Source organism: Shewanella atlantica (assembly GCF_003966265.1).
Lineage (GTDB): Bacteria > Pseudomonadota > Gammaproteobacteria > Enterobacterales > Shewanellaceae > Shewanella > Shewanella atlantica.
Genome location: NZ_RXNV01000010.1, coordinates 103,624 through 122,315 on the forward strand (window position 1 = coordinate 103,624; position 18,692 = coordinate 122,315).

Below are 18,692 nucleotides of genomic sequence, written 5' to 3' on the forward strand. Positions count from 1 at the left end.
CATCACACGTTTATCTGATAGTATATGTATATAAACACAGTGATTGAGTGTTATCTATACGATTACACTCAACGAATCAGATTGGTATTGTGAGTGAATAGACTCGACCTTGTTCCCGTAACTGAGCTCAAAGGCGTTGCCAAGAAGATGGCCGAACGCTTGGCTAAGCTCGGCATTCATACGGTACAGGATCTGCTGTTTCACCTCCCCTTGCGTTACGAAGATCGCACTCAGATCTACCCCATAGCCTCACTTTACCCGGGCAGCTACGGTACAATCGAAGCCGTCATTCAATCCAGTCAGATAATTCAGGGCCGCAAGCGCATGCTGACCTGTACCGTGAGGGATGACACCGGCAGCCTCACGCTTAGGTTCTTCAACTTCTCTGTCGCACAAAAAAATGGCTTGGAGAATGGGTTAACCATTCGCGCCTATGGCGAAATCCGCCGTGGAAAGCATCAGGCGGAGATCATTCATCCCGAATATAAGTTGGTACAGACCAGTAGCGATCTCGCCTTGAGTGATACACTCACGCCAGTCTATCCGACAACCGAAGGTCTCAAACAAGCCAGCTGGATAAAACTGACGGAGCAAGCCTTAACACTGCTTGAAGACGGTGGCTTACCGGAATTGATACCACCGGGACTTCAGCCTAATAATTTGAGTTTAAAGGAAGCCCTGCAGCTATTGCATCGGCCTCATACCGGCGTCGCCCTGTTTGAACTCGAACAAGGTACTCACCCGGCACAACAAAGGTTAATTCAAGAGGAGCTGCTGGCCCACAACCTGAGTATGTTGAAGCTGCGCCAGCGTAGTAATCGGGACAAAGCAGTCTTAATGCCTGCATCTGGTCAGCTACTCAATCCATTTTTGAAATCGCTTCCTTTTAAGCCTACCGGAGCCCAACAAAGAGTCGGAGCAGATATCTCGACGGATCTGGAGAAACCATTTCCAATGATGCGCCTCGTTCAGGGCGATGTTGGTTCGGGAAAAACCTTAGTAGCAGCATTAGCCGCACTGCAGGCGATCGAAAATGGCTATCAGGTCGCCATGATGGCACCAACCGAGCTTCTTGCGGAGCAACATGCAGAGAACTTTACTCAGTGGTTTGAACCCCTGGGGCTAAAAGTTGGCTGGTTAGCTGGTAAATTAAAAGGTAAAGCCAGAACACAATCTCTGATGGATATTGAGAGTGGTGAAGCCAATATGGTGATAGGTACTCACGCCATCTTTCAGGATAAGGTCGCCTTTAACAAACTGGCACTGATCATCATAGATGAACAACACAGGTTTGGCGTGCATCAACGTTTGGGCCTAAGGGAGAAAGGGATAGCTCAAGGCTTTCATCCCCATCAGTTGATCATGACCGCAACGCCCATTCCACGCACATTGGCGATGACGGCATATGCAGACTTAGATACTTCGGTAATCGATGAACTCCCACCCGGACGAACGCCGGTTGCTACCGTGGCCGTATCCGACTCGAGACGCAACGAAGTGATCGAACGGGTCAGGCAGGCCGCAATTAACGATGGCAGACAGGCCTATTGGGTCTGCACCTTAATCGAAGAGTCTGAGGTGCTCGAATGTCAGGCGGCTGAAGATACCGCCGAAGAGCTCAGACTCATGCTCACTGAGCTCAAGGTTGGTCTGGTTCATGGCCGCATGAAGTCTGCCGAGAAGCAAGCCATTATGGCCGAGTTCAAGGCCGGAAACCTGAATCTGTTAGTCGCCACCACAGTCATCGAAGTGGGCGTCGATGTGCCTAATGCCAGCTTAATGATCATCGAAAACCCTGAGCGATTAGGTTTAGCCCAACTGCACCAGCTTAGAGGCCGTGTTGGTCGAGGCGCGGTGGCGAGCCACTGTGTGCTTATGTATAAAGCCCCACTCTCGCCCAGTGCCACCAAAAGACTGGGTGTGCTGAGAGACAGCAACGATGGCTTTATCATCGCCCAAAAAGATCTTGAGATCAGAGGTCCCGGTGAGGTGCTTGGCACTAAGCAAACTGGAATTGCCGATATGAAAATCGCCGATCTCATCAGAGATCAGGCCCTGATTCCTCATATTCAAAAGCTTGCAGTTCATCTCATGCAACAGGCGCCGGACAATGTCGACAGTATTGTGCAGCGCTGGTTAGGCGACCGAGAGCAGTTTGTGCAGGCATAGCGCTACCGCCATGTTAAATAATCGCTGCTTAATACACACTTTCAGATTAATTATTTTTTATTTCAGCTGACTTCTCTAGACAAGACCGCTGAATTTTGCAGAATGGAGTGATACCTTCTTTTCTCTTTGGTATAAGCCTGAAAATAGGCCCTCCGTAACCGAGTCGAGCTTTCAAAGGATGTTAAATGCAAGTTAGTCAAGAAGATAGAATAGCACCGCAAGAAAAGTCAGCCGGTGCCAATACCATAGCAATAGTGGCCCTTGCCGTTGTGGTACTCATCTCCGGTGGAGCTTATTACTATTTCAGTGATACCGAGGAGCCGCAGCCACAGGAGAGAGCCGCCGTTGAAATACCCGACGCGCTCCCCGAAGAGCCTATCGTCACCATTGCCGATATCCCGGAGCCTGAGATAGAGCCCGTTGTCGAGCCGGAAATCGCAGTGGTTGAGACCCCTCAGCCAGAAATTGAACCTCTGCCGACGCTGGAAGAGAGTGACGGCTTTGTTCATGACAAGACGGTCGTGATGGCCGACGGTATGGCGATCGAGCCCATGCTGGTCGAAAAAGATCTCGTGAGACACTTTGTTGTATTTGTCGATAATCTGGCGCAGGGAGAACTCGCTCGCAAGGTCAGTCCGCTCAAGGGACCGGACAGAGTCTTTACCGTCTCAGATATCACCAACAAAACGTACCTTAATCCGGATAGCTACCACAGATATGATCTTTACGCCGATTTTGTTGCCAACTTAAATGAGGAGCAACTTGCTGCCACCTATAAAGAACTCACCCCGCTGTTATCTGAGGCATTCGAGGAATTAGGTTATGGTGAAATGAGCTTTAATGAGCGCATGCTAGAGGCCATAGACGTCATGCTGGCGGCACCGATTATTGAACAACCCATAGAGCTCGATGGTGTCAGCGTTAATTATCAATTTGTCGACCCTCAACTTGAAGCCCTGCCTAATGCACAAAAGTTATTAGTCAGAATGGGGCCTGAAAATAGCAAGAAGGTGAAGGCAGCCCTTCGTAGACTAAAGAAACACTTAGCTGATTAATAGAGTTAAGCTCACCCGCCTCAATTTAACCTGCAGTGTACCTACTGCAGGTTAAAAACCCCTTCTAAATCCTCTGCTCACCTCGATACAATATCACAACAGCTGTAACTCAAAACGCTTCATCATAAGTATTAATCTGGTGTAGAATAAATCAGATATGGCAGTAGTTTTGCCTGTCTGAATATTTGAGCTTTTTCTACTTTTTATCGTTATGGACAACCCGGACTCAATAGTCATATCAGAGGCGTAGACCTGGTGCAGAATAAATCGGATATGGCAGTCATCTCGCCAGTCTGAATAAAAGAGTTTTTCTAATTTTTCTCGTTATGGATAACCCGGACTTAATCGTTATATCCAAGGCGTAGACCTGGTGCAGAATAAATCGGATTTGGCAGTAGTCTTGCCAGTCTGAATATGAGAGTTTTCAAATTTATATCGTTACGGATAACCTAGGCTTAATCGTTATATCAAAGGCGTAGATCTGGTGCAGAATATGAGAGTTTTTCATATTTATATCGTTATGGATAACCTAGGCTTAATCGTCATATCAGAGGCAAAGCGGTGCAGTTAATATTTTCAATTTGTTCTTGGGGAGCCTGGTCACCTCAATACCAACTAGCCAGCGACTGGCAGAATTGGCAAGAAACTGGATCAGACCATGATTCAGATCTGCCCGGCGCGCCTAAACTGGCACAGGTCCCAGCCATGCAACGCAGGCGTTATAGTGCTCTGACCAAGATGCAACTCGAAGCCGCTTTTCAATGCGATGCGCCGCAGCAATGTCGCACCATCTTCAGCTCCAGACATGGAGAGCTGAATCGCACCTTAGGCCTACTCGATAATGTCGTAAATCAGGAGGCACTCTCACCCACGGCATTTAGCCAGTCGGTCCATAATACCGCCAGTGGGATCTACAGCATACTCAAGGGAAACCGTGCCTCATCGACCTCGATTGCCGCAGGTTCTGAGACGCTTTATCAAGCCCTGGTAGAGGCTTACGCACAGCTTCACGAAGACCCCACTCCACTTCTGCTTGTTTTTGGTGATGAACCGGTCCCACAGGTTTATAGTCAATTCACCGATGAGCCAGAACTGCCGCTCTCTATGGCCTTCGTATTGACGCTCGCAACACCTGAGCCTGGCCAGCCACAGCTCACCATAGGCAATATTACTTCGGCAGATGATGTGAGCTATGGAGAGATCCTCCATAGTCTGGCGACGAACCAACCTCTGAGTGGAACGCTATCTAAACACCATTGGCAGTTAAATTTTGGATAATACTCCGGCAAAGAGGCTCACCGGCATCGCTTATATTCCAAGGTGGTTAGGAGGCGTTAGCTGCTATATCGTCTTCGGGCTCGGCGGCCTGCTAACCTCGCTAACCATCTTACCTCTTCTGCGGTTTTGGCCGGGAACGAAAGAGCAGAGAATTAGACGGGTACAAAAAGCCGTACATATTATGTTTAGAGGTTTCGTCCATATGCTTAGCTGGGCCGGAGTCATTAAACTTACCCCGGTTAACATGGCACGACTGAGCGAAGCGAGAGGCAAGGTGGTTGTCATGAATCATCCAACCTTGGTCGATGTCGTAGTGCTGATAAGCTTAATGCCCAATGCCGGGTGCATAGTTAAACAGGGGATCTGGCGAAACCCTTTTATGCGCGGTGTTGTGGCCTGCGCAGGTTATATACCTAATCGGGGTGCAGAGTTACTTCTGTATGATTGTAAGGAAGTTTTAGACAGCGGGACTAACTTAATTATTTTCCCGGAAGGCACACGCACAGTCCTTGGCTCTGTCATCAATGATTTTGCCCGCGGTGCTGCCAATATAGCACTAAGAACCAAGACAGATATTTTACCTGTCACTCTTCATACCAATGCATCGGGCTTAACTAAGCAGGAAGCCTGGTATGAAATCCCCCGTCGCACCATTGGGATGCGTGTTGAAGTAGGCGAAACTATCGAGCACATCAGGTATGATACACAAGCCGGTGGCGATGCAAAAATGGCGCGTCTACTTACACGGGATCTCGAAGATCACTTTAAAAAAGAACTTGAATAAATTATGAGCTTACACAACGAAATAAAACAATTAATCATAGATTGCCTGGACCTCGAAGATGTCGGCATCGATGATATTGAAACTGATTCAGCGCTATTTGGAGAAGGCTTAGGGCTGGACTCAATCGATGCGCTGGAACTAGGCTTGGCAATTAAAAAGAGATTCGATGTAAAAATTGAAGCTAACTCTGAAGCTACTAAAGCACATTTTTATAGTGTGGCCAGCTTAGCTAGCTTTATTGAATCGCAGCGAGCTTAGGAGAGATTATGCAAAGTCGTGAACAAATTCTGGAAGCTTTGACTCAGATCTTAGTCGATGAGTTCGAAATCGAAGCCGAAGATATCACCCTTGAAGCGTCTCTCTATCAAGAGTTAGATCTGGACAGCATCGATGCCGTTGACTTAGTCATCAAGTTGCAGCAGATGACAGGAAAGAAAATAAAACCTGAAGAGTTTAAAGCCGTACGGACTGTCGATGATGTTGTTACCGCCATCGAAGGGCTGACTAAAGGCTGATGCGCTTATTTTTACAAATAGTCACTAGTCTCTTATTAATTGGCTATCCTTTAGCCGTTTATTTTGGACTCAACTATTTGCCGGCAGGCACCATAGCCATGGTACTTTGCTTGTTTTTAATTCTGCGGTTGCTGATACAAAAACAACAGGTCAAGTCGATGGTTCTGCCTCTGTTGGTCGGCATAGGATTGACTGCCGGAAGCTTTATCGCAAAGCGGCACGATTGGTTACTTTACTATCCGGTGGTGATTAACCTTAGTATGCTACTTTTGTTCGGCTATTCGCTTAAGTCGGGACCGAGTATGATTGAACGACTCGCCAGGTTGAAAGAACCTGACCTTCCCGATGAAGCGATCCCTTACTTACAAAAAGTCACGCTCATCTGGTGTGGCTTATTTGTTTTCAATGGCGTCGTAGCCCTCTATACCGCCCGCTATTCCAGTTTGGAAATATGGACGCTGTATAACGGACTTATCGCCTATCTGCTCATAGGTTCGCTACTTGGTGGCGAGTGGTTGTATAGAACTATTTGGTTAAAAAAGTCATGACAGAGTTATTGAAATCTTGGTTATCCAAGGGGCCATCGAGCCAACAACTTATCAGCTTCAATCACCATGATATTGTCAACGGTGCAGCCTTCACGAGCCAGGTTGCCAATGTCCACCAGCAACTGAGCCAGTCACAAGCACAGCGTTGGCTGCTGGCATGCGAAAGTAGTGACCTGTTTGCAGTGGGATTGTGCGCCGCACTTCTTGCCGGAAAAGAGGTGGTTCTTCCATCAAACACTCAGACAGGCACCTTGAGTGAGATAACCCATGAGTTCGATGGAGTCATTTCTGATCAGCCTCTTTGTGAAGGCAAAGCTTTCATCATGCTGAAGAAAGACCTCCATCAAACCAATAACATTTGGCCGGAATGTGACAACTACGGAAAGCTCGTGCTCTTTACTTCAGGAAGTAGCGGTCACCCCAAGGCCGTATGCAAAACACTGGAGCAGTTAGACGCCGAAGTCAGCATCCTTGAGAACACCTTCGCCAAGCACCTTCCGCACTGCAGCGTGATATCGACCGTTTCTCATCAACACATCTATGGACTGCTGTTTAAGATCCTGTGGCCACTCGCTGCCAGCCGTCCATTTCTGAGCGATATTGTTGAATACCCGGAGACACTGACTTACTACACGAGTTTATTCCCCAATCTTTGTTTGATCAGTAGCCCGGCTCAATTATCCCGCCTTCCGGAATCTTTGGATAATGAACGCCAATTAAGATCCCCAAGCCTGGTATTCAGCTCTGGGGGACCGCTTAATTTCGAGGCGGCCCAGGGTATCGCCCACTGTTATGGTCGACATCCCATCGAGGTATTCGGCAGTACAGAAACAGGCGGAATAGCCTACCGCAGACAGACTCAGCAAGATCAACCTTGGCGCGTTTTCGACAGCATTGAGATCGGGCAGGATGATAAAGATGGCGCATTGCTGCTTAAATCACCCTATCTTGAGAATGATGAATGGCTGAGATGCGAAGATAAAATCACTCTTCTCAAGCCTGGTGAGTTCCAGTTACAGGGGCGACTCGACCGGGTAGTAAAAATCGAAGAGAAACGTCTGTCACTGGTGCAGATGGAGGCTCTACTGGAGAGCCACCCACTGGTCAGTCAGGCGGCGCTACTTGTCTTAGAGCAGCCACGTACCCAACTTGGCGCCGTCATAGAGTTATCTCAGCACGGCAAAGAGAAGTTAGATGCCGAAGGAAAGCTCAGCCTGAATAACCTTTTTAAGGCTCATCTGTTGACTCAGTTCGAACGCGTCACTCTGCCCAGGCGATGGCGATATCCTGAAACTGTTCCCGTAAATTCACAGGGAAAACGATTAGCCAATCAATTATCTGAGTTATTCGAACATGATTAAATCCAAGCTTCCCAGAGTCCTCTCGACAGACATTCAAGGCGAAGCCATAGAGTGGCGAATATTTATCGACGCTGGCCTGCCATTTTTTGACGGCCACTTTCCCGAACAAGCCGTACTGCCGGGCGTGACTCAGTTAGACTGGGCAATTCGTATGGGGTGTGAGCATTTCAATTATCCTGTTGATGTTGCCACCTTAGAGGTGCTTAAGTTTCAGCAGTTAATGCTGCCAAACTCTGAGGTAACCCTGAAAATCTCTCAAAACAGCAGTAAAACCAAATTGCTCTTTAGCTATTTTGATGATGAGAAGCGCTTCGCGTCGGGGCGGATCTTGCTTGCCTCCCCGACCGTTGCCGATACAGAGGTCAGCTGATGCAATTAGCATTGGTCATTCCTAACTACAATCATCAGGCTGCGATCGAGAAGACCCTTGAATCACTGGCTGCACTCGATCTTCATTGTTATCTGGTAGACGATGGTAGCAATGATGAAACACGGCACCTGTTAATCTCTCTTGCCGATAAGTATTCATGGGTAACGCTATTACATCACCCATTTAACCGTGGCAAAGGGGCCGCAGTGACTACAGGTCTGCGAGCCGCCTATAAAGATGGCTATAGCCACGCACTACAGGTCGATGCCGATGGCCAGCATAACTTAGACGATATCCCGGCCATGCTAGCCAAGGCAGAGGCACATCCCGAAGCCTTGATATCCGGCCTGCCTCAATATGATGAATCGGTTCCTAAGAGTCGATTCTATGCACGCTATCTCACCCACTTCTGGGTGTGGGTTGAAACCTTAAGTTTCGATATTCAAGATTCCATGTGTGGCTTTCGTGTCTATCCTCTTGCCGCCACCGAAAAGCTATTCCTGAGTCAGGCCTTAGGCGAACGAATGGACTTCGATATTGAAGTTTTAGTTCGCCTGCACTGGGCTGGCACAGAGGTTATCCATCTACCTACGCAAGTGATCTATCCCGAAGATGGCATCAGCCACTTTCAGGGGTTATGGGATAATCTGCGGATCTCAGGTATGCACACACGGCTGTTCTTCGGCATGCTAAAACGTTTGCCACAGAGGTTAATCAAGAGTAATCAAGATGACCACTGGTCCTCTATCACCGAACGCGGCAGTTATTGGGGAATAAAATTACTGGCTGCCAGCTATAAACTCGGCGGACACTGGCTATGCCGTGCCATCATGTATCCCGTGATCTTCTATTTCTTCTTAACGGGTCGCAGCGCCAGAGATGCCTCGCTCACATTCTTGAAGCAGGTAAAAAACTATGATCCGGAGCAGCCACAGCTACAAGGAAAAGTAGGCTGGCGTCAAAGCCTCAAACACTTCCTTGCCTTCGGTAACGCAGCCTTAGATCGCATCGATGCCTGGTGCGACCGCATTCAACTCAGCCAGGTTGATTTTCCCAATCGCGCCCTCCTGGCCGATCAGCTTGCTGCCGGTCAGGGGGCTGTCTTATTGGTCTCTCACCTGGGGAACCTTGAGCTATGTCGCGCCATTTCCGTTCACCAGAAGCGAGTCAAAGTGAACGTCATGGTGTTAACGCAAAATGCCGAAAATTTTAATCGCGTCTTAAAACAGCTCAATCCGGATAGCTCGCTTAACCTTATTCAGGTCACCGACTTAGGTCCGACAACCTCAATGTTACTGCAACAGAAGATTGAAGATGGAGAGCTGGTCGTTATCGCAGGGGATAGAACCTCATCTAATACCCAAGGCCGGGTGATCTATGCCCCCTTCATGGGAAAACAGGCCCCCTTCCCTCAGGGACCCTTTATTCTTGCGGGGTTACTCGACTGCCCCGTGTATTTAATGTTTTGTCTTCGTGAACAGGACCGCTACAGGGTCCACCTGGAAACATTCTCGAATACACTGAAAGGCCCCAGAAAAGGTCGAATGCAAAGACTCGAAGACGCCGTTAATAACTACAGTTCACGGCTCGAATATTATGCGCGGCGTGAACCGCTGCAATGGTTTAATTTTTTTGATTTTTGGCGTAAGGACAGCGAAATCCAGCGAACCAATTTTCACGGTAAAGACAGGACAGATAAATAGATGACTCAGACTAATCAATCAAACCAAAGCGAGATGATTGTTCATTTTGGTCACAGGGCCTTATCCCTGGAAGATGTCGTTGCGGTAGCCAAAGGCGCTAAAGCAAAATTAAAAGAAAGTCATGATTATCAGGCCTATATTCAGAAAGGGGCTAACTTCATCGACAGCCTGCTTAACGAAGAAGGAGTGGTCTATGGTGTCACAACTGGCTATGGCGACTCTTGCACGGTTACAGTGGGCCTGGATCTGGTCCATGAACTTCCCCTGCATCTGACTCGATTTCACGGCTGCGGCTTAGGTGAAATACTCTCTCCCATGCAGGCTCGAGCCGTTATGGCTTGTCGCCTCAGTTCACTCGCGGTCGGTAAGTCTGGCGTGAGTTACGAACTACTGCAGAGAATTGAAACCTTACTTAACCTTAATATCATTCCGGTGATCCCGGAGGAGGGGTCTGTAGGAGCCAGTGGCGACCTTACTCCCCTGTCCTATCTGGCCGCGGTGCTCGTGGGCGAGCGTGATGTTATCTATGAAGGTGTGCGTCAGCCCACTGCCGACGTTTATGCCAAACTCAACATTACCCCGTTAAGACTGCGCCCGAAAGAGGGATTAGCCCTCATGAACGGTACCGCCGTCATGACGGCACTGGCATGTTTAGCATATGACAGAGCCCAATATCTCAGCCGCTTAGCGAGCCGCATCACCGCGATGGCATCACTCACTCTGAAGGGAAATTCCAACCACTTCGATGATATCTTGTTCGCCGCTAAGCCTCATCCGGGACAAAACCAGATAGCCGCCTGGATCCGCGAAGATCTCAATCATCATGAGCATCCTAGAAATTCAGACAGACTTCAGGATAGATACTCTATCCGCTGCGCACCGCATATTATCGGTGTGTTACAGGATGCACTGCCTTTCATGCGTCAGTTTATCGAGACTGAGTTAAACAGTGCCAACGATAACCCTATCGTCGACGCCGAAGGGGAGCACATTCTTCATGGCGGTCACTTCTATGGCGGCCATATCGCCTTCGTCATGGATTCGATGAAAAATACCGTGGCCAATATCGCCGATCTCATCGATCGTCAGATGGCTCTGGTCATGGATCCTAAGTTCAATAACGGCCTTCCCGCTAATCTGTCGGCATCGACAGGGGCAAGACGCTCAATTAACCATGGTTTCAAAGCCGTGCAGATAGGCGTATCCGCCTGGACCGCCGAAGCACTGAAAAATACCATGCCCGCCAGCGTTTTCTCCCGCTCTACTGAGTGCCACAATCAAGATAAAGTCAGCATGGGTACCATAGCGGCCCGCGACTGCATGCGTGTACTCCAGCTGACGGAGCAGGTTGCCGCAGCCGCGCTGTTAGCCATGACTCAGGGGATTAATTTACGGATCTCACAACAGGAGCTTTGCCACTCCTCGCTGACGCCATCCGTAGCCAAGACCCTTGAGCAAGTGAAGGCTGACTTTGAGCTACTGACAGAAGACAGACCGCTTGAGCCGGTCCTCAGGCAGACAGTAGACAAGATCCAGCATGGTTTATGGGAAGTGTGTTCATGACCAGGCTATCGCGCAAAGCTATCTTGACCACAGAGCTGGAGATATTGATCCCGTTTCATGATGTCGACTCCATGGGCATCACCTGGCATGGCAACTATTTGCGTTATTTTGAAATTGTCCGTTGTCAGCTATTAGATGAAATCCAATACGGCTACCGGGAGATGCAGGCCTCGGGTTACTCCTGGCCTATCGTCGATCTGCAGATAAAGTACGTTCAACCCAGCACGTTTGAGCAAAAAGTTAAGGTTATCGCCTCGCTCGTCGAATGGGAGAACCGAATCAAGATCAACTACCAGGTCAGGGATGTCGCCACCAATCAGCGGCTCACCAAGGGCTACACAATACAAGCCGCCGTTGAAACAGCAACCAACGAGCTATGCTTCGTGACGCCCGATATCTTCAGAGATAAAATTGCTCACCTGATAGAGAAAGTTACCCCGGCTATATCCGCAGGAAGCAGCCTATGAAGTCACTTATAAGTGCTTATAGCAGAAGGCTCGCAGCAGGCTTATTGCGGGGGCAAGGTTTTTTCGGTTTACTCCTGCTGCTGAGCCTGAGCATATTTAACAGCCATGCTACACAATCTGCTAGTTATGACACTCTTTTTGAATCGACAGCTGACAATGAACGGCTGCAGGCATTGGCTGAGCGAGTCATGATAGGTGAGAGTGCCAGTGGGAAATTCACTCAATATCGTACACTTAAGGTTCTTAAAAAGCCCTTGGTCAGCCATGGCCTGTTTATTTTTGATTATCGACTCGGCCTGGTGTGGCAGCAGACTCACCCCTTTGAAACGACACTGATATTAAAAGATGGGGAGCTGATACAGATAGATAGCGCGGGGAGAAAGCAGGTATCACAGGCAGGTTCCAATCAGGGAGCCGCTACCATAGCGCAAACCATGCCGAAATTATTGTCGGCACTGCTTAGTGGTAACCTGAACGAGTTAAGTGAGAGTTTTAATCTGTACCTCAAGCCAAACGACTCACAAAACGGTTCACAAGAGAATAGTCAACATCCTTGGCAGCTGGGGTTAATCCCCAAAGACCCCTTACTCATTAAGGCGATACCTCAAATGGTATTAGAAGGTGAGGAGCAAGTATCGGCCCTTACCCTACTGAGCAACAATGGCGACAAGAGCAGAATTGAGTTTGAGCAGATAAGCAAGGCTCCGCTCTCTGAAGAACAGCTACTGCTGCTATCAGATAAGCAGAGTGAGACTTCTCTTGAGGTTCAGCCCGAAGCTGAGCCAGAACTTAATCCATGATAGATAAACTGGCACTCAGCTTGAGTCAATGTCCGATAAGGCTCAAATTTGCCCTCTGGGTGTTATTCCTGTGCATCACCACATTAACCGGCCTACAGCTATGGCAGGGCGGGGCCAAAATCCAAAGTGATATTCTGGCTATGCTGCCGGAGCTCAAAGAAGATCCCTTAACCGAAACCGCACTGGCGCGTGTCGAAAAGCAGCTATCAAACACTGTCTATATCGCCCTGCTCGCCGACGATGAAAGCCAGGCTGTTACTGCTGCGAAGACCTTGATGGAAAGCCTTTCATCCAGCGAACGAGGCGCATTCGTCGATATAAGAAGCGCCGATCTCAATCAGGCTCAGGCACTGAACCAGTTCTATTTTAGTCATAGATTTAACTTGTTAACCCGGACTCAGGCTCACGCCCTCTCATCAGGCAAGTTAAACGAACTGATCCAGCAGGCTCAGAGTCAGCTCTACAATGCTTTTGGCTACGCTAACAGTGGCTTAATCGCCAATGACCCTCTGCTGCTCTATCCTGACAACCTGCAGGCTCTCGCTCCAAAACAGACACTGCAGGTGCAGCAGGGGATACTGCTGGGACAAGCCCGGCAGACAGACAAGAATTCGAACTCAACGGATCATATAGCCGCCATTGTTATGGCCAAGGGCGTGGGTAGTGCCTTTAATCCAAATACACAAGAACTACAGATGGCCGTGCTACAAGAGGCATTAGAGACGGTTAAGACCCAAAATAAGCAGATAGAGGTACTCAAAGCCGGCGCCCTGTTTCATGCCAGCGCCGCGACTAAGAGTGCCAAGAGTGAAGTCTCCACTCTGGGACTCGCCTCACTTATCGGCGTGAGTCTGCTCGTCTGGCTCGCCTTTCGTTCGATAATGCCTCTGAGCATCGCACTATTGACGATAGCCACCAGCCTGTTATCCGCGGTAGTGATGACATTGCTGATCTTCTCAGAGATTCACCTGATGACCTTAGTATTTGGTACCAGCCTGATAGGGATTGCCATCGACTATAATTTTCACTTTTATTGTGAACGACTGGCTCAAACCAACAAGAGTGCCAACGATGTCATAAGACACATATTCCCGGCGATCACCCTGGCACTCATTACCAGTGTACTCGCCTATTCAGGAATAGGACTGGCCCCCTTCCCCGGAATGCAGCAGGTTGCCGTTTTCTGTGCCGCCGGCCTGTTTGGCGCCTATATAACCTTAGTTTTGGCCTATCCGCTACTCGCCTCGGGGCCACTGCCTTCCGGTGAGAAGCCACTCACTATGGCAGCTGCTTACCTGACTCAATTGAATACCTTATCGAGGTCTTTAAATTTAAAAGTTGGGGTCGTGTTACTCGCCCTGTCGGTCATCATCTCAGCATTTGGCCTTTATCGACTCACCAGTGACGATGATATTCGCAATCTTCAGCAGAGTCCGCTGTCGGTATTAAATGAAGAGCAGCAGCTCAGAGGTATTCTCAGTGGTGGCACGGATAATCAATTCCTGCTCGTTAGAGCCGATACAGAAGAGTTATTGTTACAGCGACTGGAAATACTCGCCCCTAAACTTAACAATGCAGTAAAAGATGGTTTGATTGGTAATGCTTTTAGCCTAAGTAGTTATCTTCCAAGCAGGAGTAAACAAGAGAGTAATTACCGTTTACAGGGCCATATATACCAACAAGATTTAACCCGGGTCATTGTAAGCCTTGGGCTCGATGACTCACTAAACTCTGACTTAGCCTTGGCTTATCAGAAGGCGAAAGGAAGCTATATAGATGCAGGTTCCTTTATCGGTTCCGATGCAGGAAAACTGTTTAAGCCGCTATGGATAGCCCCAACATCACAGCAAGATGAATACGGTGCCATCGTGTTGCTTGGCGGAATAACCGATATAGACAAATTAGAAAATTTCTTCACCGGGCAGCCCTATGTTCAGTTGGTGGATAAAGTCGGTGACATCTCAGGCATCATGGGCCAATACCGGGAATTAACCCTGTGGCTACTTGCCATCGCCATGGTCATGGCGGCCATCATGTTCAGCACCCGTTTCACGTTTAAACTGGCCGCTCTCGTCGTCGCCGTGCCAGCCCTTTCTGCGATATTGAGCCTCTCACTGCTTGGACTGATTGGGGCTCCCCTGACACTATTTCATGCCCTGGCCCTTATTCTCGTTTTTGGTATCGGGGTCGATTACAGCTTGTTTTTTGCCGAATCGAAACAGCAGAGCCGTGGCGTGATGATGGCGGTCTTTATGTCTGCCTGTTCGACCATTCTAGCCTTCGGTTTGCTGGCATTCAGCAGTACGCCGGCCATACATAGCTTTGGGCTGACACTCCTGCTGGGGATTGGCTTCACCTTTGCCCTATCCCCCTTTATTCAAACTTTCACAAGGACTTTTAAGTGATGCATGCCTCTTCGCCGACGCCAGAGACTCTGACTGATATTGATGTAGTTATCATAGGTGCAGGACCATCGGGTAGCATAGCCGGCAGTCTTCTTCACCAACAAGGTAAGCGAGTTATTGTCATCGAAAAGCAGCAGTTTCCACGCTTTTCCATCGGTGAGAGTCTACTGCCTTGCTGTATGCAATGGCTCGATGAGGCAAACATGCTCGAAGCCGTCAATCAGGCAGGTTTTCAGTTCAAGAACGGCGCCGCTTTCCGTTATAAAAATCAATACACAGATTTCGATTTTAGCGAAAAATTCACACCGGGACCGGGGACAACCTTTCAGGTCGAACGCGCCGGCTTCGATAAACTCCTTGCAGATACGGCTGCCAAACAGGGCGTTGAGATCCGCTACGGCGAAACGGTTACAGCAGTCGACCTGACCGGCAAGCCTAAGCTAACGGTAATTGATGCCAACGGAGAGACGTACCTTATAGAGGCTGAGTATCTTTTGGATGCCAGTGGGTTTGGTCGTGTTCTGCCTAAGTTACTCGAACTGGAAAAACCTTCTAACCTGGCCAACCGTAGTGCCATATTTACCCACATCCGGGATAACATTGATGATAAAAAGGTCGATAACAGGCCCTTTGACCGTGATAAAATATTGATCAGCGTTCACCCCGAAAACAAGGATATCTGGTTTTGGCTGATCCCGTTAGGCCCCGACAGATGCTCTCTAGGCGTCGTCGGCGAACCACACCTTCTGGGTGGCTCAGAGCTTAGCCTGGAAGGGCTATTGATGGATATGGTCAATCAGGAACCTGGCCTGAAAAGGCTATTGGCCGACGCCGAAATTCTGCGTGAGTGTGCGGTACTAAAAGGCTACTCCGCCAATGTCAGCACCTTGGCCACCAACAAGTTTGCCCTGTTGGGCAATGCCGGCGAATTCCTCGATCCAGTTTTCTCCTCAGGCGTTACTATCGCTATGCAATCAGCCTCAATGGCAACTGACTGTTTAGTAAGACAACTCAATGGAGAAAATATTGATTGGCAGAGTGAGTACGCAAAGCCCTTGATGCGTGGAGTTGATACCTTCCGCACCTATGTTGAGGCTTGGTATGATGGTCGCTTCCAGGACGTGATCTTCTATGATGCCCCGGATAACAAGATCAAACAGATGGTCTGTTCAATTCTGGCGGGCTATGCATGGGATGAAGCCAACCCCTTAGTAGCCGAATCAGAGAAAAGGCTCAACCTAATCGTTGAGCTATGTCGCTAAACGCTGTGATTGAAGTAGAGAGTACACTATGGCCCAATTTCACCACTCCATGACTGACAGCGTCAAGCGTCACACAGGGATCTGCGTTTTTATCTGTCTGGCGCTGCTTGTCAGCGGCTGCAGCCAGACCTTGCAACGACAAACCTGCGTAGATCTGGCCAAAGATGCAACCTACTGCCTTGCTCCCATTCCCGCGAACAGTCAGATACGTTCAGCGACCCAGCAGGTCGCCATTAACGTGAATGATTCCCGCCATGAACTCCTGAGTCAATTAGAGCTGGACAGAGACAAGCTGACACTGGTCGGTTTAGCTCCATTAGGACAAGCCCTGTTTACCTTGGTCTTCGATGGCGTGAGTCTGAATAGCCAACAAAGTATGCTGTTAGGTGATGAATTTAAAGCCGAGTACCTGCTTGCGCTCATCCAGCTGATATACTGGCCGGAGGAAGATGTAAATGCGCATTTACAAGGTGCAACACTAACATCTCCCGAGTGTGATGCGCCGAGATGCCGAAGAATATATGCTACGACGAATGACACTAAAGAAAATCAGCAAGAGAGCATCTTGAAGATTAGTTTTAATAACAGAGATCCATGGAAGGCAGAGGTCGAATTAGCGATCCCTCAAGCCAGGTTTGAACTTAAAATAACCCCGATTTGAGTTCGTACAATTGCCCTACACTGGCATTATCACCCTGATTATACAACATTAGTTAGATGAAAATATAATGACTAAAATAGCCATCTCACATATAGGACTTTGCACTCCGTTAGGCCAGAGTCCGGAACAGGTATTAGCCCGACTGGTAAAAGGCGATACCGACGCTATGAAACTTCGAGGCGATCTGATCCCACAGAGCAATGCCTTAGTGGGAGAGGTCAGCCAGCCGCTACCTGAACTGCCAGACTCTCTTATGCAGTTCAGCACCCGCAATAATCAGTTGTTACTCTGCGCCGCACAGCAGATTACCGACAGCGTCGCACAGGCTCGAGAGCAATACGGTCCCGAACGTATCGGGATAGTATTAGGCACCAGTACTTCGGGGATAGCTCAGGGTGAGGAAGCATTAAAACATAGAAGCGAACAAGGTCTGCTCCCCCCAAGTTATCAATATTCCCAGCAGGAGCTCGGTGATGGCAGCGATTTTTTACGCCACCTCTTTAAGACCTGCGGACCTTGTTATACCGTTTCCACCGCCTGCTCCTCCAGTGCCAAGGTATTTGCCAGTGCCCGGCGATTATTACAGGCAGACCTATGTGATCTGGTCATAATCGGCGGTAGCGACAGCCTTTGCAGACTAACGCTCAATGGTTTTAACTCGTTAGAATCCGTTTCAAAGGGCCAGTGTCAGCCTTTTAGCGCCGATAGAGATGGGATCAATATTGGTGAAGGGGCGGCATTGTTTACTCTCGAGAAAGGCGATGCGGAAATCATGTTAGCAGGCATCGGCGAGTCCAGCGATGCTCATCATATTTCTGCACCTCACCCCGAGGGCCATGGAGCCATATCGGCGATAAACGCAGCCATCGTTGATGCAGGGATAAGTGCGGATAAGATCGATTATATCAACCTACATGGCACCGCTACCCGCAAAAACGATGCGATGGAGAGTCGTGCCCTGCAACAAGTGTTTGGCAACAACATCCCCCCATGCAATTCAACTAAGCCTCTGACCGGGCATACCTTAGGTGCTGCCGGCGCCATCGAGGCGGCATTTTGCTATCTGCTGCTTAGCTCGCTCAATACCACACAGGCTCTCCCGCCACAGGTTTGGGATGGCAAACAAGATCCTGACGATCCCGGCTTACCTTTGGTCAACAAAGGACAAACTGCAGATCTTCACTATATAATGAGTAACTCATTTGCCTTTGGCGGCAGTAATGCCAGCCTGATATTTTGCCGCAAAGAAGCACTATCATGACCCAAGAATTCCATTTACCCGAGCCACTGTCTCAATTGCCCGTTGCCGAGGTTGTGCCCCATAGAGCCCCAATGATCTTAATCGATACTCTGGTGGAGCATGGGCCCGATACTCTGTTAACTCAGACCAATATTACCAAGCAGAGCCCCTACTTCGAAACCGCGACTGATGCCGTACCCAATTACGTCGGCATCGAATATATGGCGCAGAGTATTGCTGCACTTGCCGGAGTTGAGGCCAAGGTGCGTGGCGAGGATATCCGGGTGGGATTTCTCTTAGGGAGTCGAAAGTTAAAGATGCACCGACCAAATTATAAATTGGGTGAGAGCTATCAGACCAGAGTGACCCGCCTGTATCAGGAAGAGTCCGGGCTGGCCGTTTTCGATTGTCAGGTATTTCATGGAGATACCTTAGTTGCCGAGGCGAATGTGAATGTCTTTCAACCTCAGGATGCCCTCGCCTATATTTCAGAGAGCCAAGGATAAAGCGT

At 49.0% G+C, this 18,692-nt stretch carries 18 protein-coding genes; all 18 read left to right on the forward strand.

Annotated features, from left to right (window positions below):
• Positions 1–93 precede the first annotated feature (93 nt).
• The 18 genes from recG (at position 94) to EKG39_RS17660 (ending at position 18,687) form a co-directional block, all read left to right on the forward strand.
• Entirely contained in the window at positions 94–2,169 is a 2,076-nt protein-coding gene (gene recG / locus EKG39_RS17575) for an ATP-dependent DNA helicase RecG (RefSeq protein WP_126507291.1), read from the forward strand.
• Between the two features lie 185 nt (positions 2,170–2,354).
• Positions 2,355–3,224, forward strand: coding sequence for a DUF3014 domain-containing protein (locus EKG39_RS17580; protein WP_126507292.1), 870 nt, complete (start codon positions 2,355–2,357; stop codon positions 3,222–3,224).
• Between the two features lie 561 nt (positions 3,225–3,785).
• Positions 3,786–4,502 carry a beta-ketoacyl synthase chain length factor gene (locus EKG39_RS17585; RefSeq protein ID WP_126507293.1) on the forward strand — a complete coding sequence of 239 codons (717 nt, stop codon included), beginning with the start codon at positions 3,786–3,788 and terminating at the stop codon, positions 4,500–4,502.
• The gene (locus tag EKG39_RS17590; protein ID WP_126507294.1) at positions 4,495–5,286 is read left to right on the forward strand and encodes a lysophospholipid acyltransferase family protein; all 792 of its coding nucleotides are present in this window, start codon (positions 4,495–4,497) and stop codon (positions 5,284–5,286) included. The genes EKG39_RS17585 and EKG39_RS17590 overlap by 8 nt, the downstream gene beginning before the upstream one ends.
• Before the next feature lie 3 nt (positions 5,287–5,289).
• On the forward strand, positions 5,290–5,544 hold the full coding sequence (locus EKG39_RS17595) for a phosphopantetheine-binding protein (RefSeq protein ID WP_126507295.1): 255 nt from the start codon (positions 5,290–5,292) through the stop codon (positions 5,542–5,544).
• An 8-nt stretch (positions 5,545–5,552) separates the two neighbouring features.
• Positions 5,553–5,801, forward strand: coding sequence for an acyl carrier protein (locus tag EKG39_RS17600; protein ID WP_012004463.1), 249 nt, complete (start codon positions 5,553–5,555; stop codon positions 5,799–5,801).
• A complete protein-coding gene (locus EKG39_RS17605) occupies positions 5,801–6,349 on the forward strand; it encodes a COG4648 family protein (RefSeq protein ID WP_126507296.1) in 549 nt (182 codons plus the stop codon). The genes EKG39_RS17600 and EKG39_RS17605 overlap by 1 nt, the downstream gene beginning before the upstream one ends.
• Positions 6,346–7,710 (forward strand): AMP-binding protein, encoded by a 1,365-nt coding sequence (locus tag EKG39_RS17610; protein ID WP_126507297.1) that lies wholly within the window; start codon positions 6,346–6,348, stop codon positions 7,708–7,710. The genes EKG39_RS17605 and EKG39_RS17610 overlap by 4 nt, the downstream gene beginning before the upstream one ends.
• Positions 7,703–8,080, forward strand: coding sequence for an ApeI family dehydratase (locus EKG39_RS17615; protein ID WP_126507298.1), 378 nt, complete (start codon positions 7,703–7,705; stop codon positions 8,078–8,080). Before EKG39_RS17610 ends, EKG39_RS17615 begins: the two co-directional genes overlap by 8 nt.
• The gene (locus EKG39_RS17620; RefSeq protein ID WP_126507299.1) at positions 8,080–9,783 is read left to right on the forward strand and encodes a glycosyltransferase family 2 protein; all 1,704 of its coding nucleotides are present in this window, start codon (positions 8,080–8,082) and stop codon (positions 9,781–9,783) included. Before EKG39_RS17615 ends, EKG39_RS17620 begins: the two co-directional genes overlap by 1 nt.
• Positions 9,784–11,346, forward strand: coding sequence for an HAL/PAL/TAL family ammonia-lyase (locus tag EKG39_RS17625; RefSeq protein ID WP_126507300.1), 1,563 nt, complete (start codon positions 9,784–9,786; stop codon positions 11,344–11,346). It begins immediately after the preceding gene.
• Positions 11,343–11,813, forward strand: coding sequence for an acyl-CoA thioesterase (locus tag EKG39_RS17630; RefSeq protein WP_126507301.1), 471 nt, complete (start codon positions 11,343–11,345; stop codon positions 11,811–11,813). Before EKG39_RS17625 ends, EKG39_RS17630 begins: the two co-directional genes overlap by 4 nt.
• On the forward strand, positions 11,810–12,613 hold the full coding sequence (locus EKG39_RS17635; protein ID WP_126507302.1) for an outer membrane lipoprotein carrier protein LolA: 804 nt from the start codon (positions 11,810–11,812) through the stop codon (positions 12,611–12,613). Before EKG39_RS17630 ends, EKG39_RS17635 begins: the two co-directional genes overlap by 4 nt.
• Positions 12,610–15,018 carry an MMPL family transporter gene (locus EKG39_RS17640; RefSeq protein WP_126507303.1) on the forward strand — a complete coding sequence of 803 codons (2,409 nt, stop codon included), beginning with the start codon at positions 12,610–12,612 and terminating at the stop codon, positions 15,016–15,018. The genes EKG39_RS17635 and EKG39_RS17640 overlap by 4 nt, the downstream gene beginning before the upstream one ends.
• A complete protein-coding gene (locus EKG39_RS17645; protein ID WP_126507332.1) occupies positions 15,018–16,280 on the forward strand; it encodes an NAD(P)/FAD-dependent oxidoreductase in 1,263 nt (420 codons plus the stop codon). The genes EKG39_RS17640 and EKG39_RS17645 overlap by 1 nt, the downstream gene beginning before the upstream one ends.
• A gap of 28 nt (positions 16,281–16,308) precedes the next feature.
• Positions 16,309–16,941: a DUF3261 domain-containing protein gene (locus EKG39_RS17650; RefSeq protein WP_126507304.1), complete on the forward strand. Its 633-nt coding sequence runs from the start codon at positions 16,309–16,311 to the stop codon at positions 16,939–16,941.
• Positions 16,942–17,008: 67 nt separating this feature from the next.
• Positions 17,009–18,202, forward strand: coding sequence for a beta-ketoacyl-[acyl-carrier-protein] synthase family protein (locus EKG39_RS17655; protein ID WP_126507305.1), 1,194 nt, complete (start codon positions 17,009–17,011; stop codon positions 18,200–18,202).
• On the forward strand, positions 18,199–18,687 hold the full coding sequence (locus tag EKG39_RS17660; RefSeq protein WP_126507306.1) for a hotdog family protein: 489 nt from the start codon (positions 18,199–18,201) through the stop codon (positions 18,685–18,687). Before EKG39_RS17655 ends, EKG39_RS17660 begins: the two co-directional genes overlap by 4 nt.
• Positions 18,688–18,692 lie beyond the last annotated feature (5 nt).